Source organism: Marinobacter sp. CH_CUG1437-1 (assembly GCF_037029655.1).
GTDB classification, from domain to species: Bacteria; Pseudomonadota; Gammaproteobacteria; order Pseudomonadales; family Oleiphilaceae; genus Marinobacter; species Marinobacter salsuginis.
Map to the genome: position 1 here is coordinate 594816 of NZ_JAYMEW010000001.1, position 25767 is coordinate 620582.

Here is a 25767-nt window from a genome sequence, read left to right on the forward strand (position 1 = left end):
TCTCCTCCTACAGCCTCATGGGCATGACGACATAGAGGCAGCGGTTATCATTTTGCGCCTCGATCAACGCACTGCTGTTCGGGTTGGACAGGGTAATCTTTACCTGATCCTCATCCAGCGCGTTCATGACATCCACCAGATAGCCTACATTAAACCCGATCTGGAGTGATTCGCCCTGATAGTCCACCGGCAGCGCGTCTTCGGCCTGTTCCTGGTCGGGGTTGTTGGCAAACACCTGGAGCTCATTGGATGCCAGGTTCAGTCGCACACCCCGGATATTCTCATGCGACAGAATCCCTGCACGCTGGAGGGTATTCTTCAGCGTCGCGCGATCGGCCAGAACTACCTTGTCGCCACCACGGGGAATAACTCGGTTGTAATCGGGGAATTTGCCCTCGATGAGCTTCGACGTGAAGGTATAGGACCCAACCGTCGCCCGTAGATGATTGTCACCAATAACCAGAGTAACCGGTGTTTCCACATCATCAAGCAGACGGGAAAGCTCCAGAACCCCTTTGCGCGGGACAATTACCTGTCGCAACTCCGGGCAATTGGTTGCCAGTTCCAGGTGTGCCATGGCCAGTCGGTGACCGTCGGTGGCCACCGTCCGAACGTGGTCCTTGTCCACTTCCAGCAACAGGCCGTTCAGGTAGTAACGAACATCCTGCTGGGCCATGGCGAAAGCCGTTGCATCCAGCATCCGGCCAAGTTCTTTCTGGGGCAGCTCCAGACGGAAGCTCTCGTCTTCGTCTTCCACATTCGGAAAATGTTCGGCCGGCAGTGTGGATAAGGTGAAATGGCTGGCGCCACAGCGCAGATGCAACCGATCGCCTTCAAGGGACAACTCCATTGGCGCTTCATCACCAAGGGCCCGGGAGATATCGGACAGCTTGCGGGCCGGTACGGTAATCCGCCCGGGCTGATCCACATGTACCGGTGTTACCCGCGCCACCAGTTCCACTTCCATGTTGGTACCGGTCAAGGTCAGGGTATTGTCCTCGGCCACCAGCAACACGTTGGACAGCACGGGCATGGTCTGTTTCTTTTCCACCACGCCGGCAATACTTTGCAGCGGGGTAAGCAGGGATTCACGGCTGATCGTCAGTTTCATGGCACTCAGCTTTCTTTATGTTGGAAGGGTGAATGTTATTCGCCAACGCCCTGCATCAGGTGGTCAGCAGTCTCATAAAATTCTGATAATCCTCGCGGATGCCCGGATCAGTCTCCTGCAGTTCCACGATTTTCTTGCACGCATGCAACACGGTGGTATGGTCGCGACCGCCAAACGCGTCGCCAATCTCCGGCAGACTGTGATTGGTCAGTTCCTTCGACAGCGCCATGGCCACCTGCCGGGGCCGGGTGACCGTTCGTGTTCGACGCTTGGAGAGCAGATCGGCCACCTTGATCTTGTAGTACTCCGCCACCGTGCGCTGAATATTATCGATGCTCACCTGCTTCTCGTGCAGCGCCAACAGGTCTTTCAGGCTTTCACGGATAAACGGTGGGGTGATTTCCGAACCGGTGAAGTGAGCATTCGCTATCACCAGGCGCAGCGCTCCTTCAAGCTCCCGGACATTGGAACGAATCTTCTGGGCAATAAAGAAAGCCGCTTCGCTGCTAAGCTTCACATTGGCCTGGTCGGCCTTCTTCATCAGAATCGCGACCCGCGTTTCCAGTTCCGGTGGCTCAACCATCACAGTGAGGCCCCAGCCAAACCGGGATTTGAGCCGCTCTTCCATGTCGACAATTTCTTTCGGGAAACGGTCACAGGTCACGATAACCTGCTGCCCCCCCTCCAACAAAGCATTGAAGGTGTGGAAGAATTCTTCCTGGGAGCGCTCCTTACGGGCAAAGAACTGGATATCGTCGATCAACAGGGCATCCACCGACCGGTAGTAGCGTTTGAACTCATTGATCGCATTCAGCTGCAGCGCCTTCACCATGTCTGCCACAAACCGTTCCGAACGGAGATAAGCCACTTTGGCTTTGGGATTTCGACGGACAATTTCATTTCCGATGGCGTGCATCAGGTGTGTTTTACCCAGACCAACACCGCCATACAGGAACAATGGATTGTAGGCACCACCCGGATTCTCGGCCACTTGCATGGAGGCGGCACGTGCCAGTTGGTTGGATTTACCTTCAACGAAGGTTTCGAAAGTAAATCCCTCATTCAGGAAGCTCTGGTGCTTTATATCACCTTCCACCTGAACTGGGCGCCGCTCATTTCCGCTTTTCGGCCGAACAGAGGGAGAACCGGCAACTGTGGCAGCCACACCCTTCTCTTCTTCCGTAACCCGGCTGCCAGCTTCTTCGTGGACCTGTCCATTAACAGGCGCCGGTGCTTCCGAGCGTTTGACAGGTTCATCTTCGCGGGGTGCCGACCCCACTTTCATATTGACCCGGGGAGCCTGCCCGCCGTTCAGATCCTTAAGCACCTCTTCGATGCGCCGCAGATACTTTTCATTAACCCAATCCATTACGAAACGGTTGGGCGCGAACAACATCAGTTGCCCCTCCCGATGATCGGATTGCAGGGGCCTGAGCCAGGTATTGAACTGTTGTGCGGGAAACTCGTCCCGGAGTACTTCAAGACATTGATGCCACATACTGTTTGGCACGACAGCCTGCTCCCGATAACCCTGAAATGTCTCTGAACGGACAAGGGACTTCCTGTCCAGTGAGATGACCCCGGATTCTAACCCGACCGGCCTGTCAGTGAAAGAGCCAAAGCCGGTTCATGAACAGCCTGTGGAAATTAATCTCCTTAAATTTCAGATTTTTACAAACTTACCTACAACCTTGTGTACAGAAAATATCTTCTTGAGAAGTTACCCACAGCCCTGTGTGTACAGGCCGGGTTTAACCCTGTGAGGAACCCCGGGACGCAAACGGGGATAACTTGAATGAATCCACCAAACCCGACTTACCCACATTCCGCCCTGCGATCGTCCACAGAACTCACGTCACCTTATCAATACCCTTATAAACCTTTCAGTGATCTGTTTTTTAATAATTTTTTTGGCTTATCCACAAAAACCCTCGATGCTAATAACAGTAATAATTAATCCTTAAAAGAATTCTAAAAAGACTTACTGAATTTATTACCTGGCCAGGGCGTTGCGGAATTACCAGCATGCGCACAACCCACTAGCAATAAGCATTGAATTCCCATCGGTATTTGCATAGAATGCCGCTCCTGTTTTGGCTGTTCATTTTCCAGCCAGTTACTGAATTTCCAACTTACGAATTGTGAGATCATCACCATGAAAAGAACGTTTCAACCAAGCGTCCTGAAGCGTAAGCGCGTTCACGGTTTCCGTGCCCGTATGGCCACTGCCAACGGTCGCAAGGTTATTTCCCGTCGTCGTGCCAAGGGCCGCGCACGTCTGTCCGCGTAAGCTCTGATTGCCTCATGAAGGCTTTGAGTTTCCCGAAATCACATCGTCTCCTGCGACCAGCTGATTACGGCAAAGTCTTCAACGACGTGCAGCTGAAGGTTCCACACCGGAATTTTCTGATCCTGGCAACACCGAACAACCTCGGTCACGCCAGGATCGGTTTGATCTTCTCAAAGAAGAACCTGAAGCTTGCTGTCCAGAGAAACCGGGTTAAACGCCAGGTCAGAGAAAGCTTCCGGCACCAGACGGATCTACCCGGTCTCGACCTGGTAGTTCTGGGACGCCAAGGGCTGGTTTCCCTGGACAACCCGTCGCTGAGGACGTCCATGGACGATCTCTGGCGACGTCTCAAGAAAAAGTACGCTCAATCTCAGCCATCTTTGGCAGCGACATCAGAAACTGCCGGTCGAGGAACGGATTAATGCGTAAGCTCCTGCTTCTGCCCATCCGCTTCTACCAGTATGCAATCAGCCCACTGATGGCCAGCCACTGCCGCCACTACCCCACCTGCTCACAATACGCCGTTGAAGCCATAACCCACCATGGCGCGCTTAAAGGATTATTTCTCGCAATCCGGCGTCTGTTAAGGTGTCATCCCTGGGCGGAAGGCGGTTATGATCCAGTACCGGGAACCGCAGACCCCCGGAGTCAGGAAACCGTCGCAAACTGCGTACACGCTGATCATTCCCACACAACAACCCAGACCAGACAGTAACTCTATGGATATTCAACGCATCGTATTATTTGCCGGCCTGGCTATTGTCAGTTATCTGATGGTGCTTGCCTGGAATGAGGACTACCACCAGCAGCCGCAGACGGCTCAAGTCGCTGAATCCCAGCCTTCGCAGTCGAACGGCAGCATGGCCGGTTCAGACGATATGGTGCTCCCGGAAGAAAATGCAGCGCAGGTGGACGGTGATGGCGAATTCACTACTCCGGAAACGGGACAGGCTGTAGTCAGCGCAACGGAAAACAACAGCACGGTAAGTGACCAGTTCATCACGGTTCGGACCGACGTGTATGATCTGCAGATTGATCGGGTGAGTGGCAACGTTGTAAAGGCTCAGCTACTCAACTACGACAAGTCGCTTAACAGCAAAGAACCGCTCACACTCCTTAATAATACCCAGAACCGTCTCTACGTTCTGGAAAGCGGTCTGATCGGTCGTGATGGTCCTGACAGCCGAAAGAACGGCTCCGCTCCCGTATACAATGCCGAGGCCTCAAGCTATGAGCTGGCTGAAGATGACAACCAACTTCAGGTTGACCTGACTTACACCACCGATAACGGTGTCACGATCACCAAGCGCTATCTGTTCGAGCGCAACAGTTATGAGATTGGCGTCAAGTACCTGGTGAACAACCAGTCCAGTGACAATTGGCAGGCTAATTTCACAGGCAAGATCGTCCGTGACCAGTCTCCGGATCCGACCTCCCAGACCAGCATGGGCATCCAGGCATTTCTTGGGCTGGTGGTCAGCTCACCTGAAGATCCGTACGAGAAGTTTGATTTCAGCGACCTGCAGGAAACCCAGATCAACCAGTCGGTTACCAACGGTTGGCTGGCCTTCCTCCAGCATTACTTCCTGTCTGCCTGGGTACCCGAGAGGGACATCCCGGCCCAGTTCCAGACCACACGTCGTGGCAACAACTATGTAATGGGGTTTGTCTACCCGGCAACCAGCGTGGCACCGGGTGAGACCGCCGAGGTTGGCGCCCGCGCCTACGTCGGCCCCAAGATTATTGATCGTCTCGAGAGCCTGGCGCCAAACCTTGACCGTACCGTTGATTTCGGCTGGCTGTTCTTCATCTCACTGCCATTGTTCATCATTCTGGAATGGTTCCATGGTCTGGTTGGCAACTGGGGTGTCGCCATCATTCTGCTGACGGTCCTCGTGAAGGCGGTGTTTTTCCATCTGTCCGCCACAAGTTACAAGTCCATGGCCAAGATGCGCGCAGTCGCGCCGCAGCTGACCCGGCTAAAAGAACTGTACGGGGACGACCGACAGCGCATGTCCCAGGAAATGATGGCGTTGTACAAGCGGGAGAAGATCAATCCGCTCGGTGGCTGCTTGCCGATCCTGGTGCAGATGCCGGTGTTCATTTCCCTGTACTGGGTTCTGTTTGAAAGTGTTCAGCTTCGCCACGCGCCATTCATGCTCTGGATCCAGGATCTTTCGGTCATGGACCCGTACTTCATCCTGCCGATTCTGATGGGCGCCAGCATGTTCCTGCAGATGAGTCTGAACCCGACTCCACCGGATCCGATGCAGGCCAAGATCATGAAGATGATGCCGTTGATCTTCACGGTCTTCTTCCTGTGGTTCCCGGCCGGTCTGGTTCTGTACTGGCTGGTGAACAACATTCTGTCCATTGCCCAGCAGTGGTACATTACCCGCAAGATCGAAGCAGAAATGGCCGGCAAGAAGCACTGACCGGTGCCCGAACCGACCCGGCAAAGGCTCCTGTGTGGAGCCTTTGTTGTTTTCAGCCTGTGGAAAAAGCATGAGCCAGAATTCTGACACCATCGCAGCCATAGCCACCGCTCCCGGACAGGCCGGGGTCGGCATCGTTCGCGTGTCCGGACCCAAGGCCGGGCCTATTGCCAGACAGATACTGGGGTTTGAGCCAAAACCACGCTATGCCCATTACGGCCCGTTTCTGGATAGTCAGGGTGAGCTTATTGATGAGGGTATCGGGCTGTTTTTCCCCAACCCCCACTCATTCACCGGCGAGGATGTGTTCGAGCTTCAGGGCCACGGTGGCACCGTGATCCTGGATCTCCTGCTAAGGGAAGTATGTAATCAGGGAGCACGTTTGGCTCGTCCAGGTGAGTTCTCCGAGCGGGCGTTTCTGAATGACAAACTGGACCTGGCCCAGGCCGAAGCCATTGCCGACCTGATTGAAAGCAGCTCCGAACAGGCGGCGCGCTGTGCGGTTCGTTCGATGCAGGGAGTGTTCTCCCGACAGATCGAGGATCTGGTGGAGGCGGTCACTCATCTGCGCATCTACGTCGAGGCGGCGATCGATTTTCCTGAGGAGGAGATCGACTTCCTGGCCGACGGCAAGGTAGCCAGTGATCTTCAGAACCTGCTCGACCGGCTCGGGAAAATCCTGGCCGAAGCCCAGCAGGGAACCATACTGCGTGACGGCATGAAAGTGGTGATCGGCGGAAGGCCCAATGCCGGCAAATCCAGCCTGCTCAATGCCCTGGCTGGTCGCGAGGCTGCCATTGTGACGGCGATTGAGGGCACAACCCGTGATGTACTCAGGGAACATATCCACATCGATGGAATGCCCCTGCACATTATCGATACCGCAGGCCTGAGGGACAGCCCGGACGAAGTGGAACAGATCGGTATTGCCCGGGCCTGGGAGGAAATCCGTCAGGCCGATCGCATCCTTCTGATGGTGGATGCCACCACCACCGAGAAAACCAGTCCCCACGAAATTTGGCCGGATTTCATCGACCAGTTGCCGGCCAATGCGCCAGTCACTGTTATTCGCAACAAGGTGGATCTGTCCGGTGAAGCCGTGGGTATCAGTGCCGAAGATCACCAGAGCGCACCGGTTATCCGGTTGGCTGCCAAATCCGCCGAAGGGCTCGAAATCCTGAGGGACCATCTCAAGCAGTGCATGGGTTTTGCCAGCACCACTGAAGGTGGCTTCCTGGCCCGGCGCCGGCACCTGGATGCTTTGGAGCGGGCCCAGGCCCTGCTGATTCAGGGCCAGAGCCAGTTGGAAGGGTTTGGTGCCGGTGAGTTGCTGGCTGAGGATCTACGAGCAGCCCAGGACAGTCTGGGCGAGATCACCGGGCATCTTACGCCCGATGAGCTTTTGGGCAAGATCTTCAGCAGTTTCTGCATCGGGAAATAGGACTAACCGGTTTTCCGGCGTTCGTCGTCTGACACTGGTACCAGTGCTTCGGTGTTACTGCGATTGCCTAAAAAATCCGGCCGTGGTTTGTTGCCGCAGAACGGGGCCTGGAGCTGGTTTTCCACACTGTTATAGACGAAGAACAGATTGCTACGCGGCCAGGGCGACATATTGGCATTCGAGGCGTGGAGTGTGTTGCACTCGAAGATGATCAGCGAGCCGGCAGGACCGGTTGGCGCCTTGATACCGTATTCGTCCGCCATGGCGGCAAGATCCCGATCGTTGGGGACACCCAGTTCCTGCTTTTTCAGCGAAGATTGGTAGTTGTCTTCCGGCGTGCGGCCAACGCAGGGCACAAAGGTCTTGTGGGAACCGGGAATCAGCATCAACGGGCCGTTGAAGGGCGTGTTGTCGGTGAGGGCGATGGAAAAACTCACTGCCCGCATCCGTGGCATGCCGTCTTCGGCGTGCCAGGTTTCAAAGTCCGAGTGCCAGTCAAAGCCCTTGCCGTGGAAGCCGGGTTTGAAGTTGATCCGGGATTGGTGGATATAGGCGTCGCTACCCAGAAGCTGGCGTACCATTGCCAGAATTTTCGGATCCCGGGTCAGACGGTCGAAGCGATCGGACAGTTCGTGAATGCCGAATATCGAGCGGATTTCCTGTTTGCCGGGCTCAGTGATGGTGCCCTCTGAGCGAAGGATGCTCTCATCGTCTTCGTAGGCGCGGAGATCCTCACGGAACTGACGAACGGTGTTCTGGTCGAGGAAGCTGTTGAACACAAGAAAGCCGTCGCGTTCATACTGTGCCAGCTCGGTTTCACTCAGTGGTCCATCGGTTCGGTGCGAACCGCTGCTGTGTACCACGGGGTCCTTGCGCTCAAAGCTTTTGGTCGGACGTTCCAGGCGGGTTGGATAAAAGTCGTCAGCACGAGTGTCCATATTCGAACCTCCTTCTTTTATTCACAATTCAAATGTTTTTCATTTAATTCAGTAAGTTAATGTCTCCGAAGTGGAAATGCACCTGTGAAGTGGGGTCGGGCGGCAGTATTTCAAGGGCAAAAAAATCCCGGGCCTTGCCCGGGAGTAAGAGCTACCGGATGAGTCATCCGGTAAAGGCCAGATCCTCGGCATTCAGTTGCATCAGGTTTTTGCTGGGGCTGAGCATGCTGGCAGCGTGGCTCTGGGCCCGGGGCAGCAAGCGCTCGAAATAGAATTCGGTGGTGCCGAGTTTGGCCTGGTAAAAGCCCGCTGACTCTTCGCCCTCATTGTCGAGTTTATCCACAGCCACGGCAGCCTGGCGCAACCAGATATAGGCCATGGTGACGTAGCCGCTGTACATCAGGAAATCATACGCTGCAGAGCTCACCACATCCCGGTCCTTGCGGGCTGCGAGCATGATCCGGACCGTCAACAGGTTCCACTGGCCGGTCAGCTTGAGCAACTCAAGCGCCCAGGGTCGCAGACGTTTGTCAGTGAGGTGCTTGCGGGCAAAATTGGCAATCTTCAGGGTGAATTCGCGCACCGCGCCGCCCTGGGTCATCAGCAATACCTTCCGACCTAGAAGATCCAGTGCCTGGATACCCGTGGTGCCCTCGTAAAGTGTGGCGATGCGGGTATCCCGGACAATCTGTTCCATGCCATGTTCACGGATGTAACCGTGGCCCCCAAAGACCTGAACCCCCAGATTGGCCGCTTCGCAACCGAGTTCGGTCAGAAACCCTTTCAGGATCGGCGTCAGGAACCCCAGCTTGTCGTCGTATCTGTCCGCCTTTTTATCGTCGCCTTCAGTGAAGCCCTCCACCATGTGATCGGCCAGCCGGGCCGCGTAATACAGCATGGCCCGACCGCCCTCGGCGATGGCTTTCTGGGTCAGGAGCATCCGGCGCACATCGGCATGGTGAATCAGGCTATCGGCCACCTGATCCGGCTCTTTTTTGCCCGAGAGTGCCCGCATGGAGCGTCGATCCTTGGCATAGGCCAGCGCCCACTGATAGGACAGTTCCGCTGGCCCGACACCCTGAATGGCAGTGCCGATCCGGGCAGTGTTCATGAAGGTGAACATGCAGTTCAGCCCTTCGTTCTCGGGCCCGATCAAGTAACCGGTGGCCCCGTCGAAATTGAGCACGCAGGTGGCCGAGGCCTTGATGCCCATTTTCTTTTCCAGACTGCCACAGACCACCGCGTTACGTGCACCCAGGCCACCCTGTTCGTTGGGCAGGAACTTGGGCACGATAAACAGGCTGATACCCCGGGTGCCCTTGGGAGCGTCCGGCAGACGGGCGAGGACAATGTGGACAATGTTCTCGGTCAGGTCGTGATCGCCGGAGGAAATGAAAATCTTGGTGCCCGACAGGCGATAGCTGCCGTCGGCCTGTGGTTCGGCCTTGGTTTTCACCTGGCCCAGATCGGTGCCGCACTGGGGTTCGGTCAGGCACATGGTGCCGGCCCAGCGGCCTTCGGTCAGAGGTGCAAGGTAGGTCTGCTTCTGTTCGTCGGAACCGTGCAGAAAAATGGTATTCATGGCGCCGAGGGACAGGCCGGGGTACATGGAGAAGGGCCAGTTGGCGGTGCCCATCATTTCCTGCTTCAGCAATCCCATGGACGCCGGCAGGCCCTGGCCGCCATATTCCTCCGGTGCCGACAGTCCCTGCCAGCCACCCATGGCGTATTGCTGGTAGGCTTCGCGATAACCGGCGGGTGTCGTGACCTCACCGTTCTCGAGTTTGCAGCCTTCCTCGTCGCCGGAGAGATAGAGTGGGCTCAGTACTTCCTCACAGAATTTTGCGCATTCGCTGAGAATTGCATCCACGATATCCGGTGTGGCGTTTTCACCGCTGGCAAGGGTAGCGTAATGGCCCGGGTAGTCGAACACTTCGTTCAGCAGAAATTTCATGTCGCGCAGGGGCGCCTTGTAAACCGGCATAGCGGAATCCTCTGTCTCTTTCTCGGTATCTCAGGTGGGCAATCTCTGCCCATTACCCGCTGTTTTACGCCAATAGCCGCGCACTGCCATTGACGAAAAGCGCTCAGCGGACTGTCAGAATGGACAATTGGCCGAAATGACGTAGCCAAACTCCGGCCATTCCTGTTGCTGATCGCTAGAGTCGATTGAGACGTATTTAATTGTTTGTAGATCCGCAATAAACCTGTTCGGAGAGTGTAAAAGTCATGCAAAGCCTGTTAACTGAGATATCGAAACGTCTGTCGACACCTATACTCTGGGTACTGGCTTCGGCACTGTTGCTCAGTGGCTGTGCCAGCCCCTCCCTTGAGGACTACGCAGACCGCACGCCCGAGCTGGTTCCTGAAGAGTTTTTCGCCGGCGAACTTTCCGCCCGGGGAGTGGTCAAGAATTTCTCCGGTGAGGTGATCCGCACCTTCGATGCGGACATCAGCGCGTCGTGGGACGATGAGGGTGTGGGCACCCTGGATGAGGTGTTCCGCTTCGATGACGGCGAGGTGCAGACGCGGGTCTGGACCCTGACGCCGATCGACGAGGGGTATCATGCCGATGCTGGCGATGTGGTTGAACCAGGAACCATGCGCTGGAGCGGCAATGCCATTCATATGAATTACCTTCTCCGCGTGGCCTACGGTGACGGTACCCTGGATGTGCGGATGGACGACTGGATGTACCTGATTACGCCCGACACGCTGATCAACCAGACCACTATGAGCAAGTGGGGCGTCGACGTGGGTGAAGTAGTACTGGTGATCCAGAAAAAAGAACAGACGACTAACTAAAACCCGGAATAGCTGGAAGTCCTATGTGGAAGCAGTGGTTGATTGCGTTGGTGCTGGTGGCTGTGGCCGTCGGTGGTGCCTTTGTCTACCAGAACCTGGACGATGGTGATGCCGCCCAGGGCGGTGGTGAGCGTCCCGCAAGCGCGGTTAACACCATGCTTCCGCAGATGGATAGGGTGCGTGATGTGGTCAACGCCGTTGGCAGTCTGAAAGCCCTGAACGCGGTGGAATTGACCACGGAAGTCAGTGGCCGGGTGGTAGAACTGAACCTGGAAACCGGCCGCCGGGTCGAGCAGGGCGAGGTGCTGCTGCGGCTGGACGATCGCCAGGCCAGGGCGGATCTGCAGGTGATCGAGGCGCAACTGGCGGATGCCCGCCGGCAGTTCGAGAGGGCGCAGCGGTTGCGCTCCAACAACAGTATTTCCCAGTCCCAGGTGGATGAACTGAGAACGGCCGTCGATGTGGCGGAGGCCCAGCGCCAGTCGGCACGAGTGCGCCTGGAGAATCACCGGATAGAAGCGCCGTTTGCCGGTGTGGTCGGGTTGAGTGATATCAGTGTGGGGGCCTACATCACCGCTGGAACCTCGGTAACTACTCTCGATGCCACAGACCGTATGGAGCTGGGTTTTTCGATTCCGGAACGTTTTCTGGGGCAGGTGAGTCTTGGACAACAGGTTCGCGGCGCATCGCCGGCCTATCCGGATCAGACGTTTTCCGGTCAGCTGGTTGAGCTGGGGTCGAGGATTAGCGAGTTGAGCCGGTCGTTGCCGGTGCGGGCACTGATCGATAATCCGGACGGGTTGCTCCGTCCGGGGCAGTTCATGTCTGCGACGCTGACGCTTCGGGAACGGCAAGCACTGGTGATCCCCGAACAGGCGGTGATGATCCGCGGTGACGAACAGTATGTGTTTGTCGCTGAAGACGGTGTCGCCAGGCGCGTTTCGGTCAACCTGGGGTCGCGCATGCCCGGTTTTGTCGAGGTTTCGAAGGGTTTGAGCCAGGACGATCCTGTTATCGTGACCGGTCAGGATCGTCTGAGCAGCGGCGACCGGGTCCGGGTACTTGAAAATGACAAGGCCATCCCCGAGAACCGTTTTATTTCGGCCCGGGAGTCGTAACCGGTGGTCCTTTCTGACGTTTCCATCAAGCGGCCGGTATTCGCAACGGTTCTCAGCCTCCTGATCGTGGTGTTCGGGCTGGCAGCCCTGTTGGGCCTGCCAGTGCGGGAATACCCGGATATCGACCCACCGGTCGTTTCCATATCCACCGATTACACCGGCGCGGCGGCTGAAGTGGTGGATACCCAGATTACCCAGGTGATCGAGGGCGCCATCAGTGGCATCGAGGGTATTCGCTCCATCGAATCCTCCACCGAGCAGGGCGAATCCCGAACCAGCATCGAATTCACCACGGCCCGGGATGTGGATATTGCCGCCAATGATGTCCGTGATGCGGTGTCCCGTGTCGCCAACCAGCTGCCGGATGAGGCCGATCCGCCTGTTGTCCGTAAGGCGGATTCCGATGCCCGCCCGATGATGTGGGTGACCCTGCGCAGTGATGTCTGGGACAGTGCCGAGCTCAGCGACTTTGCTGACCGGGTTCTGGCGGATCGTCTGTCGGTGCTCGACGGTGTTGCCGATGTGCGTATTGGTGGCGAACGGCGCTACGCCATTCGGGTGTGGCTGGATCGTGAGCGGCTTGCGGCCCGGGATATCACCGTGGCGGAAGTTGAACGGGCCCTGCGGGCCAACAACGTGGAGTTGCCGGCCGGATCGGTGGATTCCTCCACCCGCAACTTCACGGTTCGTGCCGAAGGCCGGCTGTCGAATGTGGAAGAGTTCCGCGAGCTGGTGATTCGACGGGATGGCAATGATCTGTTGCGGCTCGGGGAAGTGGCCAATGTCCAGATGGGCGTGGAGTCGGATGTCAGCCGCCTGCGCGCCAACGGCCAGACCGCCATCGGCATGGGGATTATTCGCCAGTCCAAGGCCAACACCGTGGCTGTTTCGGATGCGGTCCGTGCCGAGCTGGAGAAAATCCGCGAAACCCTGCCGCCGGAAGTCACCATCGCGGAAAGCTACGACGAATCCATCTTCATTCGTGCCTCGATCAAGGAAGTGGTCACCACCCTGGCCATCGCGGTGTCCCTGGTTATCCTGGTGATTTTCCTGTTCCTGCGTTCCTGGCGCGCCACCCTGATTCCTGCCGTTACCATTCCGGTGGCGGTGATTGGTGCGTTTATCGGCCTCGGCTTTCTCGGTTTTTCTATTAACGTGTTGACCCTATTGGCGGTGATCCTCGCCATCGGCCTGGTGGTGGACGACGCCATCGTGATGCTGGAAAACATCCAGCGCCGGATTGATGAGGGTGAACCGCCCTTGCTGGCCGCCTACCGGGGCGCAAAACAGGTCGCCTTTGCGGTGATTGCCACCACCCTGACCCTGGTGGCGGTGTTTGTGCCCATTTCGTTCATGGGCGGCAATATCGGCCGGCTGTTTGCCGAATTCGGGTTCACCCTGGCCGCGGCGGTGGTGTTTTCCAGTCTTGTTGCCCTGACACTGGCACCGATGCTGTGTTCGAAGTGGCTCAGGCACAGCCCGGAATCGGCGGAGGGGCATCGTCTGTGGGCGGCCAGCGAGAAGGTCCTGAACGGCCTGACCAACGGTTACCGCAGGCTGTTGCAGTTCTCCCTCAGGCAGCCGGGCCTGTTGCTGGGCCTCGGTCTGGTGGGGCTGGTCATTGCGGCCGTGGTCTACCCAAAATTGCCCCAGGAACTGGCGCCGACCGAAGACCGTGCGGTGATTATCATGCCCACCAGCGCGCCCCGGGGCTCAACGGTGGAATACACCGATCACTACGTGCGCCAGGTGGAAGAGTCTTTGTTGCCGTATCTGGATGAGGGCATCGCCAATCGCCTGCTCTCCATCGTCGGGTTCCGCAACGAGGAGGACAATGCGTTCCTGATCATGGGCCTGGTGCCCTGGGAAGAGCGGGACATCAAGCAGCAGGAAGTGACCAGCGAAATCCGCAAGAAACTGGCCGATGTGTCTGGCATCCGGACCGTGGCCGTGAATCCGCCGGGTCTGGGCCAACGGGGTTTCAGTCAGGCAGTTGAGTTTGTGGTAGCGGGTCCGGACTATGAATCGGTGCAGGCCTGGAGCGAGGAAATCGTGGAACGGGCCAAGGAAAACCCGAATCTGCAGAATCTGGACACCGACTTCGAGCTGACCCGGCCTGAGCTGCGGGTCAATATCGACCGGGAGCGGGCGGCGGATCTGGATATTACGGTAGAAGACGTCGGCCTTACCTTACAGACCATGCTGGCCTCACGGCAGGTAACCACCTACATCGATCGGGGGCGGGAGTATGATGTGATCGTCCAGGCCGAGGAATCCAACCGGGCAACGCCGGAAGATTTGGGCCAGATTTTCCTGCGGCCTCGGGAGGGCGGCAATCTCATCCCCCTGCAGGCATTGGTCTCGGTGCAGGAAATCGGCGCCAACCCGGACCTGCGCCGCATCGACCGCCTGCCCGCCGTGGTCATCAGTGCCTCTCTCGCCGATGGCTATGACCTGGGTTCGGCACTGACTTACCTGAACAACCTGGCTGTGGATAACCTGCCGCCGGAAGCCCGGGTCAGTTACAAGGGCCTGAGCCGGGAATTCCAGGAATCCTCGGCGGCCATCTACGTTACTTTTGCGCTGGCCTTCGTCATCGTGTTCCTGGTGTTGGCGGCCCAGTTCGAAAGCTGGATCCATCCGTTGATCATCATGCTGTCGGTGCCATTGGCGGTGACCGGGGCCCTGTTGGCGCTCTGGTGGACCGGGATCAGTCTCAACATTTACAGCCAGATCGGCATCATCATGTTGTTGGGGTTGATGGCCAAGAACGGAATATTGATTGTGGAGTTCGCCAACCAGCTCAGGGACAAGGGCTATGAGGTGCGGGAGGCCATTATCGAGGGAGCGAGCCTCCGGTTCCGGCCTGTTTTGATGACCACCATCTCAACCATCTTCGGAGCTGTGCCACTGGTGATTGCCACCGGTGCCGGCGCCGAGAGTCGGGCAGCCATCGGCATGGTGATCCTCGGTGGCCTGATTTTCGCCACCACGCTGACCCTGTTCATCATTCCAGTGCTCTATAACCTGTTGGCGCGGTTTGCCAAATCGTCCAACGCCGTCGAGAAGGAACTGGAACGCCAGGCGTCGGGCCAGGCCGGTGGTACGGGCCTGGCGGCGGCGCCCCAGAAACGAGCGGATGATTTCTGATCAGTTCTGGATCACAGGGTAGCCGGGAATTCGAGCTGGCCACCGAAAATCTCATCCGGATGGATATCAACGCAGAATACTCGCTGTCCAGGCAGCATGGTCGAGAGAGTTACCGTACGTTTTGCGTCCGGAAGGCCGACGTAGGGCCGACAACTGCTGATATGCTGCGGCCGTTCCAGCGCATTACGGAAGTATTCCCGGTGCGTCCATCGGGCGCCGGCCGAGTGATACAGAGGATTGAACTTTCCGCGATGGATGTCCGGGTTGGCCCGGGCAAGGTTACCCTGCTGGATACCCTGGGGGTTGAGCAGGAAACAGCGTTTCACACCGTCGACGCCCAACAGCTTTTCACAGGCTGAATTGAAAGGTAGCTCCCGGCTCAGGGAGTGGCAGGCTTCCAGAATTTCGAAGCGAAGAAGCCGAAAGTAGCTCTCCTGGTCCCGGATATCCTGGGCCGAAGACTCACTGGAGTCAGCTATAACGCCCTTCAAGGCGAGTTCTATCAGTTCCGGCTCATGCTCTTGCAGCCTGGTTGGCCGGGCAAACAGAAACCCCTGCAGCAGGTCCGCTTCCGTTTGCAGGGCGATATGAGCCTGTGTGCTGTTCTCGATGCCTTCCAGAAGTACGAGGCTTCCGCTCTCGCGAATCATTTTCACCAGGCTCTCCAACAGTATTCGGGCCCGGCTGTGGTTCTCCGCGTTTACCAACAGGCTGCGGTCAAGTTTGACGATCAGTGGGTTGATGCGCCACAAACGCTCGAAATTGGAATCGCCCATACCGAAATCGTCAATGGCAATCTGGAAACCGTGGGCCTTGGCTTTCAGGATGAACTCCAGCAATGCTGCCGGATTGTCGGATGCTGTCTCCACCAGTTCCAGAACCACTTTTTCAGGATCGATTCCGCTGCTCTGGCACTGCAGCGCCAGCTTTTCCAGGGAGGCTTCTGGATGAATGCAGGTGCCGGGATTTATATTGAGGAACAGCCACACGGGCTGCGAGCTTGCGGCAAAGTTATCCAGATGAATCTGCAACAGATGTCTGTCCAGTTCGGCTGTCAGGTCTTTGGCTTCCGCCTGCTCAAAAAGCTCGAACGGAGAGATGTTCTCGTTATCTTTCCGGACCCTTACCAGTGCTTCGTAACCCACCAGTTTTCGATGGGTCGGACTCAGTATAGGCTGGTAAACCGAACTGAAATCATAGTTGTTGATCATGTCCGGAGCCCAGGTTATTTCGGCTCCGCGATAGATGCGTCGGGGAAGTCGGACTACGCTGCTCATGGTCAGGAACCTTTAAACTGCCGATGTTCTGGCCATCCTGGCCTGATGTTTATGAGTGTCTGAACATGCAGGTAAAGCTAATTTCGTACCAGATAGCCAAAAATCAAACGTTTAAGTTAGATTAGTTCCGTCAAATAAATGAACTGCGCTATCGGTTTCCAAAATATTGCACCAGAGCCGGGCAGATTCCGAGCGGCAGGGTTGGCAATGCACCAAAACAGGATTTCTTGATGCCATCACAAAGTCAGTTCCGTCTGCTGGGTCAACGCCGCTTTCTGCCGTTCTACCTGACCCAGTTTTCCGGCGCCTTCAACGACAACCTGTTCAAGAACGCGCTGCTGCTGCTGATCACCTACAGCGCCGGCGGTCTGATGGGGCTTTCGGTGAATGTGGTGGTCAACCTGGCAGCCTTCCTGTTCATTCTGCCGTTTTTTCTGTTCTCGGGCATTGCCGGCGAAATGGCGGACCGCTATGAAAAAGCCCGGATCATCCGCAATGTGAAGCTGGCGGAAATTGTGATCATGTCTGTTGCCGCAGTTGGGCTCTGGTTCGGCTGGTACGAGTTGTTGCTGGTGCTACTGTTTCTGATGGGCACCCAGTCCACCTTCTTTGGTCCGGTGAAGTACGCCATCCTGCCGCAGGTGCTGTCGGACGATGAGCTCGTCGGTGGTAATGGCCTCGTAGGTATGGGCACCTTTGTTGCAATCCTGCTGGGCACCATTGCCGCAGGCCTGTTGATGGGCTTCGAGACGGCTGCGCGCCTGACGGCGATTGGGGTCGTGGTGATGGCGGTGCTTGGCTACCTGGCGGCGCGCCAGGTGCCCGCAACCGAGCCTGATGGTTCCTGCGTTACGGTGCGTTTTCGGCCGGTGGTGGAGACCTGGCGGCTGATGGCCCTGGCCGCCGAGCGTCGGCAAGTGTTGCTGGCGGTGTTGACCATCTCCTGGTTCTGGTTTCTTGGCGCAGCCTACCTGACCCAGTTTCCTAACTTTGCCCGCACCAATCTGCTGGGTGATGAAACCGTTGTCACCCTGTTGCTGGCCATGTTCACCATCGGTATCTCCATCGGCGCCATGATGTGTGAGCGGCTCACCAAACACCGGATCACTCTGGGGCCTGTGCCCTGGGGGGCTCTGGGCCTGAGTCTTTTTGGCATTGACCTGTATTTTGCGGTGCCGGGCGATCCTGTGGCTTCCACCTGGGTGACCCTGTTGACCGATCCAGTCTACCTGAGAGTGCTCGTGGATCTGGTGGGTATCGGCATCTGCGGTGGTCTGTTCATCGTTCCCCTGTATGCCTTTATTCAGCACGAAACGCCCCGGGCCAAACGCGCCCGTATTATCGCCGCGCTGAACGTCATCAATGCGTTATTCATGGTGGTGAGTGCCCTGGCCGGAATTCTGATGCTGGGTGTGTTGGGCTTTAGCATTCCCGGGTTTTTCCTGCTGCTCTCGCTGCTCAATGGCCTGGTGTTGCTGGTGGTCTGGCGGCTTCGACGAAAAACCGCCTCACATTCTGTGGATAATTAATTGGAAAACCTGCGGAAACACGCCGGATAAATTATAAAATAGGTATTTTAAACAGAAGGTTAGAACGCTTTTAAGGGTGTTTAACAAGTAGTCGTGCATGTGGATAACTTTCTTGAAAACTTTTCTAAAAAGACTTATCCAAGCGTCTGAAAAGCCATGAATTTCGGTTTTCCACTATCCTCTGAACCTGGCCAGGGAGGCGCTCGGTGACGGCGCATGGGGGCAATGAGCTTTTAACCCCGGCTACCTCTGGTTAAAATTTGCACATTCTGACTGCAATTTCTTGGGTGAGGCGTTATACTCGCCGCCCTATTTTATCCCCGATTTCCGAGGTGAGCTGTGGATTTTCCGACCCGTTTCGATGTCATTGTCATTGGTGGTGGCCATGCCGGTACCGAGGCCGCTTTGGCGGCTGCACGCATGGGTTCCCAAACCCTGCTGCTGACCCACAACATTGAAACCCTGGGTCAGATGTCCTGTAACCCGGCCATCGGCGGTATTGGTAAAAGCCATCTCGTCAAAGAGATTGACGCCCTCGGTGGCGCCATGGCTGAAGCCACCGACAAGGCCGGCATCCAGTTCCGGGTACTGAACAGCCGCAAGGGGCCGGCCGTGCGAGCCACCCGTGCCCAGGCTGATCGCGTGCTCTACAAGGCGGCGATCCGCCATACCCTGGAAAGTCAGCCGAACCTGACCCTGTTCCAGCAGGCGGCGGACGACCTGATTGTGGAAAACGACCAGGTGACTGGCGTTGTTACCCAGACCGGTATCCGCTTCAACGCCAAAACAGTGGTACTCACCACCGGTACTTTCCTCGGCGGTGTTATTCACATCGGCATGCAACACCATGCCGGTGGCCGTGCCGGCGATGCGCCGGCCAATGCCCTTGCCCAGCGTCTGCGGGAACTGCCGTTCAACGTCGGCCGCTTGAAAACCGGCACGCCGCCGCGCATCGACGCTCGATCTGTGGATTTCTCGGTGATGCAGGAGCAGTGGGGGGATGACCCCACTCCGGTGATGTCGTTTATCGGCAGCCGTAGCCAGCACCCGGAACAGGTCTGCTGCTACGTGACCCGGACCACCGAACAGACCCACGATATTATCCGCAGCGGTTTCGACCGCTCGCCGATGTTCGCCGGCAGCATTGAAGGCGTGGGCCCGCGCTATTGCCCGTCCATCGAGGACAAGGTGAACCGCTTTGCCGACAAGGATTCCCACCAGATCTTTGTGGAGCCCGAGGGGTTGACCACCAACGAGCTGTACCCGAACGGGATTTCCACAAGCCTGCCGTTCGATATTCAGCTGGCAGCGGTGCGTTCCATTCCCGGCTTTGAGAATGCTCATATCACCCGTCCGGGTTACGCCATCGAATACGATTACCTGAATCCGCAGGACCTGCGCCATACCCTGGAAACCAAATTTATCCAGGGTCTGTATTTTGCCGGCCAGATCAACGGCACCACCGGTTATGAAGAAGCGGGGGCCCAGGGCCTGCTGGCCGGAATCAACGCGGCTTTGCGTTCCCAGGAAAAGGATGAGTGGTATCCGCGCCGGGACGAGGCTTACCTGGGTGTACTGGTGGATGACCTGATCACCATGGGCACGTCCGAGCCCTATCGCATGTTTACCAGCCGCGCCGAGTATCGCCTGATCCTGCGCGAGGACAATGCCGATCTGCGTCTGACCGAAACCGGTCGCAAACTCGGCCTGGTGAATGACGAGCGCTGGCAGAAGTTCAATGACAAGCGTGAGGCCATCGCGGCCGAGCGCAGCCGCCTGGAGGCCACCCGGATTCATCCGAACACCGAAGCCGGCGAGCGCGCCAACGGTTATCTCAAGCAGCCCATGACCCGGGACCAGTCCCTGGCCGAGCTGCTGCGTCGCCCCGAGATTGTCTACGGCCATATCGCCGAGATCGGTGCCGAGCAGGCCGACGACCCAGTGGTCGCCGACCAGGTTGAAATCGAAATCAAGTACGAGGGTTACATTTCCCGCCAGACCGACGAGATCGAGCGGCTGCGCAAGAATGAAAACACCGCCCTGCCGGTGGATCTGGACTACGACGTGATCGGTGGCCTGTCCAACGAGATCAAGCAGAAGCTCAAGACCGTGCGGCCGGAAACCGTTGCCCAGGCTTCACGCATCCAGGGCGTGACCCCGGCGGCGGTCAGCCAGATTCTGGTGCACCTGAAAAAGCGCGACCTGCTGCGCAAACAGTCGGCCTGATCTGCGCCCATGACCAAGTCACTCTGGCACGGCCAGCTCCGGGATGGACTGGCCACAATGGGCCTGTCCCTGGATGAAGATCGGCAGGAAAAGCTGCTGGCTTTTCTGGGCCTGCTTAACAAGTGGAACCGGGCTTACAACCTCACGGCTGTGCGTGATGAGCGTGTGATGGTGTCCCGGCAACTGCTCGACAGCCTGAGCATTCTGCCCTGGATCACCGCGGAGCATCTGTTGGATGTGGGTGCCGGAGGCGGTCTGCCCGGTATCCCTCTGGCGATTGCCCTGCCGGAAAAGCGATTTACCCTGCTTGATAGCAACGGCAAGAAAACCCGCTTTCTCAATCAGTGTGTCCTGGAGCTTGGCCTGGATAATGTCGAGGTGATTCACGGTCGGGCGGAAGATTGCAGCCCCCCGGAACCCTTTGCCCAGATCAGCAGCCGCGCCTTTACCGCTCTGGAAAACCTGGTGAACTGGTGTGGCGATCTGTTGGCAAATGAGGGAGAGTTCCTTGCCATGAAAGGCCAGTTTCCGGATGATGAAGTGGCTGCCCTCCCGGCTGGCTGGCAGGTAAAATCCAGCCATCCCCTGGACGTTCCCGGTGCCGATGGCGAGCGCCATCTCCTGGTGGTCGCCCGGGCGACGATTTCCGGGTAATTCGGCAGTCGAATTTCAATACCGCTAACCTATCAACAAGGAGGCAGGACATGGCGCGCGTGATTGCAGTGACCAATCAGAAAGGCGGTGTGGGCAAAACCACCACCTGCGTCAACCTTGCTGCCTCCCTGGCCGCCACCAAGCGCCGGGTACTGCTGGTGGATATGGACCCCCAGGGTAACGCCACCATGGGCAGCGGTGTGGATAAAAACGCTCTGGAACTGTCCGGCTACGACATGCTGACCAAGCGCGCCAGCGCCGCCGAGGTTATTATTCCGGCCGAGGCGTCCGGTTTCGATATCCTGCCGGCCAACGGCGATCTCACAGCCGCCGAAGTTGAGCTGATGAACGAAATTGGCCGGGAACATCGCCTGCGCCTGGCGCTGAATACAGTCCGCGACAATTACGATTACATTCTGATTGATTGCCCACCTTCACTTAGCCTGTTGACGGTGAATGCCCTTTCCGCCGCAGACTCCGTGCTGATCCCCATGCAATGCGAGTACTACGCACTGGAGGGGCTGGCAGCGTTGATGAACACCGTAGAGCAGATTCAGGAGACGGTGAACCCGAATCTGCAGGTGGAAGGCATTCTGCGTACCATGTACGACCCCCGGAACAGTCTGACTCTCGATGTGTCCGGTCAGCTGAGTGAGTACTTTGGCGACAAGGTGTATCGAGCGGTGATTCCCCGCAATGTTCGCCTGGCGGAAGCGCCCAGCTACGGCGTTCCGGCCCTGAAATACGATCGCGCCTCCAAGGGTGCCATTGCCTATCTGGCGCTGGCCGGTGAAATGGTCCGCCGCCACGGTTCAAAAAAGACATCCGCGCCGGTTGCGGTGTAACATACCGCCCTGTCACTCACTTAAGCACAACGATTTTCAACGGGAAGAATGACTGACACCATGGCGGCGAAGAAACGAGGACTGGGTGAGCGTGGACTGGGCGCCCTGCTGGCAGGCTCCAAGGTCAATCTTGACCAGGAGCTGAAAGACCACGACGGTGAGCTCCGCGAAGTTCCCATTGATCTGATCCAGCGTGGCCGGTATCAGCCCAGGCGCGATATGGATCCTGCAGCCCTGCAGGAACTGGCGGATTCCATTCGCCAGCAGGGCGTGATGCAGCCGGTGGTCGTTCGCCCGATCGCAGAAGGTCGCTACGAGCTGATCGCCGGTGAGCGTCGCTGGCGTGCCACCCAGATGGCCGAACTGGACAGTATTCCTGCGATCATCCGGGATGTGCCCGATGAAGCCGCCATCGCCATGGCGCTGATCGAGAACATCCAGCGTGAAAATCTCAATCCGATCGAAGAAGCCTTCGCCCTCCAGCGCCTGCAGGATGAGTTTGGTCTGACCCAGGCTCAGGTTGCCGAGGCCGTTGGTAAATCCCGCACCACCATTACCAACCTGTTGCGACTGATCGGTTTGTCGGAAGACGTTCGTATCATGCTCGAGCATGGTGATCTCGAGATGGGCCACGGCCGCGCGATGCTGACTCTCGCCCCGGAACTGCAGATGCAGGTGGCCAAACAGGTGGTGGCAAAATCGCTATCGGTACGCCAGACCGAGGCTCTTGTTCGACGTGTGCAACAGGAAACCCCGGACAGCAAATCCCGGAAAAAGGGAACGCTGGATCCGAACATTCGCGCCTTGCAGGATGATCTGGCCGAACGATTGGGCGCCCGGGTATCAATCGATCATGGCCAGCGCGGTAAGGGCAAACTGGTCATTGAATACAGCTCGCTGGACGAGCTGGACGGTATTCTGGGCCATATCAAATAAAACGTCGGGGTTTTGTAAGCCTTCCGCCCCCCCTACGAAAGTTCGTATCTGGCCACGCACACAACATGTAGTGGTGAAAATCTGAACGGCCGTCTATTTGTGACTGAAATTGCCGAAACCCAGTCATTCCGCCGTGTTTGACGGATCAGCCCGCGCCCGGTTTTGTTGATTCGTGCACATTGAACACATATAATCTGCGGCGCTCGTATCGGTGTATTTGCTTACTTTTTAAACGACATCGACTGAAAAGCACCGTACTTCCGGGACGAACATGACGAAGGCAGTTTCAGGCGGTATTCGCCGCCCGCCCATCGCACGATGGTTTGTAATAGAAGGTGTGGTACTTGTCTTCGTCAGCCTGGCGTTTCTCTTGCGAGGCCAGGTTTCCGGTTATTCAGCGCTGCTGGGCGGACTTATCTTTCTGATCCCCCATGGTTATTTTGCGCTCAAGGCATTCCGCTACGCCGGCGCGCGGTCTGCCAAGAAGATCATGACTTCTTTTTACCAGGGTGAGGCCGGCAAGCTCATCCTGTGCGCCATCCTTTTCACGATGGTGTTCAAATGGATTCAGCCGCTTGATATAGCGGCACTTTTTTTAACATTTGCGATCATGCTGGTCACCAACTGGTTGACACCGCTACTGGCGGGCAGCAATACGCAGCAAAGCTAACTGGACCTGGGAAACCGTTATGGCAGGAAGTGCATCCGAATATATCCAGCATCACCTCCAGAACCTCACCTACGGTAAGCTGCCGGCAGGCTATGAGCGTGCCGACGGAACCGTGCTTCAAGATGCAACCTGGACGCTGGCTCACACCGGCAAGGAAGCATCCGACATGGGCTTCTGGGCATTGCACATTGACTCACTGGGCTGGGCGGTAGCGCTCGGTGCCCTGTTCCTGTTCATTTTCCGAATGGCCGCCAAGCGTGCTACCTCGGACCAGCCCGGGGGCCTCCAGAACTTCGTTGAAGTGATGGTCGAGTTTGTTGACCAGAGCGTGAAAGAAACCTTCCACGGAAAGAACAAGGTCATTGCTCCGTTGTCACTGACCATTTTCTGCTGGGTATTCCTGATGAACCTGATGGACCTGGTTCCGGTGGATTTCCTGCCGCAGCTGTTCCACCTGATGGGTCTGGAATACATGAAGGTGGTTCCGACCACGGATGTGAACGTGACCCTGGGCATGTCCCTGTCTGTCTTTGCGCTGATCATCTACTACAGTCTGAAGGTGAAAGGAGTTGGTGGCTTCGTGGGTGAACTGACACTGCACCCCTTCTCTTCCGACAATATGTTCCTGAAGATCCTTCTGGTTCCGGTCAACCTGCTGCTGGAAGGCGTGAGCCTGATCGCCAAGCCGATCTCACTGGCACTGCGTCTGTTCGGTAACCTGTACGCCGGCGAGCTGATCTTCATCCTGATTGCGCTGCTTCCCTTCTGGGCGCAGTGGGCACTGTCTGTTCCCTGGGCGATTTTCCACATCCTGGTTATCACCCTGCAGGCATTTATCTTTATGATGTTGACGATCGTGTACCTGAGCATGGCTCACGAAGACAGTCACTGATCGGACACCATTAAGCCGTAGTTCTAAACCCTAAACCCTTAAACTGAAAAACCTAACTGAAAACTGGGAGTTATCATGGAAACTGTAGTTGGAATGACCGCTATTGCCGTTGCACTGCTGATTGGCCTGGGTGCCCTGGGTACTGCGATTGGCTTTGGTATCCTCGGTGGCAAGTTCCTGGAAGGCGCTGCGCGTCAGCCGGAAATGACCCCGATGCTGCAGGTTAAGATGTTCATCGTTGCAGGTCTGCTGGACGCCGTAACCATGATCGGTGTTGGTATCGCTCTGTTCTTCACTTTCGCCAACCCGTTTGTCGGCCAGATCGCCGGTTAATCGAGTCGCCAGAGCCGGGGTTTCGCCCCGGTCAGATGATTCTTAACAAAACAGGCGAGAGGTGAAGACGTGAACATTAATTTGACGATGATTGGTCAAGCCATCGCGTTCTTTATCTTTGTCGTCTTCTGCATGAAATATGTGTGGCCGCCAATCATGGCCGCACTGCAGGAGCGTCAAAAGAAGATCGCTGACGGACTGGCTGCCTCAGACCGCGCTGCGCGCGATCTGGAACTGGCTCAGGAAAAGTCAGCTCAGGAACTGCGTGAAGCCAAGCAGCAAGCTGCTGGTCTGATTGAACAGGCCAACAAGCGCGCGGCCCAGATTGTGGAAGCATCCAAGGATGACGCCCGCAAGGAAGGCCAGAAGCTGATTGAGCAGGCCAAGGCCGAAATTGAACAGGAGCGCAATCAGGCTCGTGACGCTTTGCGTGCAGAAATTGCCACCATTGCCGTTGCCGGTGCTGAGAAGATCCTGGAAACCTCTGTCGATGCCTCCAAGCACAACGAGATGTTGGAAAAACTGGCGGCAGAACTTTAAACGACGAGGTTCATCATGGCAGAACTGAGAACGCTGGCCCGTCCCTACGCAAAGGCAGCATTTAGTGCCGCTCAGGAGCATGAACAGCTGGCTGAGTGGTCCCAGGTGCTGACAATTGCCGGGCAGGTCACCGCGAACAAAGACATTCGACAGCTTCTCGCGAATCCGGGTCTGGAAGAGCAGAAGAAGGCAGAGCTGATTCTGGAGGTCGCCGAAGAGGGCGTCACCGATCAGGTCCGCAACTTTTTCGCTGTACTGGCTGAAAACCGCCGGCTGACTCTTCTTCCTGAGATTGCAGCGCTCTTCAACACGTACCGGGCTGATCTGGAGCGCACTGTTGATATCGATGTCACCGCGGCTTTCGAGCTGACGGACGAACAGCAACAGAAGCTCGCCCAGGCACTTTCGAAGAAACTCGAGCGGCAAGTGTCACTCGCAGCGTCATTGGACAAGTCTCTGATTGGCGGCGTGATTATTCGCACCGGCGATCTGGTCATTGACGCATCTGTACGCGGAAAGCTGACCAAGCTGGCCGACGCTCTGGGCTCCTGATTTCAGCACAAGGTTTGAGGATATT

Annotated in this window: 23 protein-coding genes; 18 read left to right on the top strand and 5 right to left on the bottom strand. The window is 57.0% G+C overall.

The features are described 5' to 3' along the window. Positions 1-7 precede the first annotated feature (7 nt). The gene (gene dnaN, locus WA411_RS02730) at positions 8-1111 is read right to left on the bottom strand and encodes a DNA polymerase III subunit beta (protein WP_069182410.1); all 1104 of its coding nucleotides are present in this window, start codon (positions 1109-1111) and stop codon (positions 8-10) included. Positions 1112-1166: 55 nt separating this feature from the next. After that, positions 1167-2621: a chromosomal replication initiator protein DnaA gene (gene dnaA / locus WA411_RS02735; RefSeq protein ID WP_069182409.1), complete on the bottom strand. Its 1455-nt coding sequence runs from the start codon at positions 2619-2621 to the stop codon at positions 1167-1169. A gap of 645 nt (positions 2622-3266) precedes the next feature. Here dnaA and rpmH point away from each other — a divergent pair. From rpmH to mnmE, 5 genes are all read left to right on the top strand, one after another. Next, on the top strand, positions 3267-3401 hold the full coding sequence (gene rpmH, locus WA411_RS02740) for a 50S ribosomal protein L34 (protein WP_008172542.1): 135 nt from the start codon (positions 3267-3269) through the stop codon (positions 3399-3401). 14 nt (positions 3402-3415) lie between these two features. Continuing rightward, a complete protein-coding gene (gene rnpA / locus WA411_RS02745; RefSeq protein ID WP_291904886.1) occupies positions 3416-3823 on the top strand; it encodes a ribonuclease P protein component in 408 nt (135 codons plus the stop codon). Continuing rightward, the gene (yidD, locus tag WA411_RS02750; protein ID WP_209399385.1) at positions 3823-4116 is read left to right on the top strand and encodes a membrane protein insertion efficiency factor YidD; all 294 of its coding nucleotides are present in this window, start codon (positions 3823-3825) and stop codon (positions 4114-4116) included. Before rnpA ends, yidD begins: the two co-directional genes overlap by 1 nt. A 4-nt stretch (positions 4117-4120) precedes the next feature. Further along, a complete protein-coding gene (gene yidC, locus WA411_RS02755; protein ID WP_291904881.1) occupies positions 4121-5836 on the top strand; it encodes a membrane protein insertase YidC in 1716 nt (571 codons plus the stop codon). Between the two features lie 70 nt (positions 5837-5906). Then, positions 5907-7277: a tRNA uridine-5-carboxymethylaminomethyl(34) synthesis GTPase MnmE gene (mnmE, locus tag WA411_RS02760; protein WP_291904878.1), complete on the top strand. Its 1371-nt coding sequence runs from the start codon at positions 5907-5909 to the stop codon at positions 7275-7277. 2 nt (positions 7278-7279) lie between these two features. Here the strand turns inward: mnmE and thpD are convergent, their stop codons facing one another. Together thpD and WA411_RS02770 are read right to left on the bottom strand one after the other, a co-directional pair. After that, entirely contained in the window at positions 7280-8215 is a 936-nt protein-coding gene (gene thpD, locus WA411_RS02765; RefSeq protein ID WP_291904874.1) for an ectoine hydroxylase, read from the bottom strand. A 163-nt stretch (positions 8216-8378) separates the two neighbouring features. Next, positions 8379-10199 carry an acyl-CoA dehydrogenase C-terminal domain-containing protein gene (locus tag WA411_RS02770; protein WP_291904871.1) on the bottom strand — a complete coding sequence of 607 codons (1821 nt, stop codon included), beginning with the start codon at positions 10197-10199 and terminating at the stop codon, positions 8379-8381. A gap of 245 nt (positions 10200-10444) precedes the next feature. On the opposite strand from WA411_RS02770, the gene WA411_RS02775 reads away from it, so the two are divergent. From WA411_RS02775 to WA411_RS02785, 3 genes are read left to right on the top strand one after another with little or no spacing between them, the layout of a single operon-like run. Next, complete coding sequence (locus tag WA411_RS02775; RefSeq protein WP_291904869.1) at positions 10445-11020, top strand: DUF3833 domain-containing protein; 576 nt, start codon at positions 10445-10447, stop codon at positions 11018-11020. Positions 11021-11043: 23 nt separating this feature from the next. Then, positions 11044-12138, top strand: coding sequence for an efflux RND transporter periplasmic adaptor subunit (locus WA411_RS02780; RefSeq protein WP_136630216.1), 1095 nt, complete (start codon positions 11044-11046; stop codon positions 12136-12138). A gap of 3 nt (positions 12139-12141) precedes the next feature. Further along, a complete protein-coding gene (locus WA411_RS02785) occupies positions 12142-15288 on the top strand; it encodes an efflux RND transporter permease subunit (RefSeq protein WP_291904863.1) in 3147 nt (1048 codons plus the stop codon). 11 nt (positions 15289-15299) lie between these two features. On the opposite strand, the gene WA411_RS02790 is transcribed toward WA411_RS02785, so the two are convergent. After that, positions 15300-16565 carry an EAL domain-containing protein gene (locus tag WA411_RS02790; RefSeq protein WP_291904860.1) on the bottom strand — a complete coding sequence of 422 codons (1266 nt, stop codon included), beginning with the start codon at positions 16563-16565 and terminating at the stop codon, positions 15300-15302. A gap of 230 nt (positions 16566-16795) precedes the next feature. Between WA411_RS02790 and WA411_RS02795 the strand changes: the two genes are divergently transcribed. The 10 genes from WA411_RS02795 (at position 16796) to WA411_RS02840 (ending at position 25742) form a co-directional block, all read left to right on the top strand. Beyond that, the gene (locus tag WA411_RS02795; protein ID WP_291904857.1) at positions 16796-18094 is read left to right on the top strand and encodes an MFS transporter; all 1299 of its coding nucleotides are present in this window, start codon (positions 16796-16798) and stop codon (positions 18092-18094) included. Between the two features lie 339 nt (positions 18095-18433). After that, a complete protein-coding gene (mnmG, locus tag WA411_RS02800; protein WP_291904854.1) occupies positions 18434-20320 on the top strand; it encodes a tRNA uridine-5-carboxymethylaminomethyl(34) synthesis enzyme MnmG in 1887 nt (628 codons plus the stop codon). Positions 20321-20329: 9 nt separating this feature from the next. After that, positions 20330-20974, top strand: coding sequence for a 16S rRNA (guanine(527)-N(7))-methyltransferase RsmG (gene rsmG / locus WA411_RS02805; protein WP_291904851.1), 645 nt, complete (start codon positions 20330-20332; stop codon positions 20972-20974). A 50-nt stretch (positions 20975-21024) separates the two neighbouring features. Further along, a complete protein-coding gene (locus WA411_RS02810) occupies positions 21025-21819 on the top strand; it encodes a ParA family protein (RefSeq protein WP_008172572.1) in 795 nt (264 codons plus the stop codon). Between the two features lie 60 nt (positions 21820-21879). After that, positions 21880-22755 carry a ParB/RepB/Spo0J family partition protein gene (locus tag WA411_RS02815; protein WP_069182821.1) on the top strand — a complete coding sequence of 292 codons (876 nt, stop codon included), beginning with the start codon at positions 21880-21882 and terminating at the stop codon, positions 22753-22755. Between the two features lie 271 nt (positions 22756-23026). Then, the gene (locus WA411_RS02820) at positions 23027-23425 is read left to right on the top strand and encodes a F0F1 ATP synthase subunit I (RefSeq protein WP_069182396.1); all 399 of its coding nucleotides are present in this window, start codon (positions 23027-23029) and stop codon (positions 23423-23425) included. A gap of 19 nt (positions 23426-23444) precedes the next feature. Then, complete coding sequence (atpB, locus tag WA411_RS02825) at positions 23445-24317, top strand: F0F1 ATP synthase subunit A (RefSeq protein ID WP_069182395.1); 873 nt, start codon at positions 23445-23447, stop codon at positions 24315-24317. A gap of 75 nt (positions 24318-24392) precedes the next feature. Further along, on the top strand, positions 24393-24650 hold the full coding sequence (gene atpE, locus WA411_RS02830) for a F0F1 ATP synthase subunit C (RefSeq protein WP_012138088.1): 258 nt from the start codon (positions 24393-24395) through the stop codon (positions 24648-24650). Between the two features lie 69 nt (positions 24651-24719). After that, positions 24720-25190: a F0F1 ATP synthase subunit B gene (locus WA411_RS02835; RefSeq protein ID WP_174805021.1), complete on the top strand. Its 471-nt coding sequence runs from the start codon at positions 24720-24722 to the stop codon at positions 25188-25190. Positions 25191-25205: 15 nt separating this feature from the next. Then, the gene (locus tag WA411_RS02840; protein ID WP_069182394.1) at positions 25206-25742 is read left to right on the top strand and encodes a F0F1 ATP synthase subunit delta; all 537 of its coding nucleotides are present in this window, start codon (positions 25206-25208) and stop codon (positions 25740-25742) included. The last annotated feature ends 25 nt before the right edge of the window (positions 25743-25767 follow it).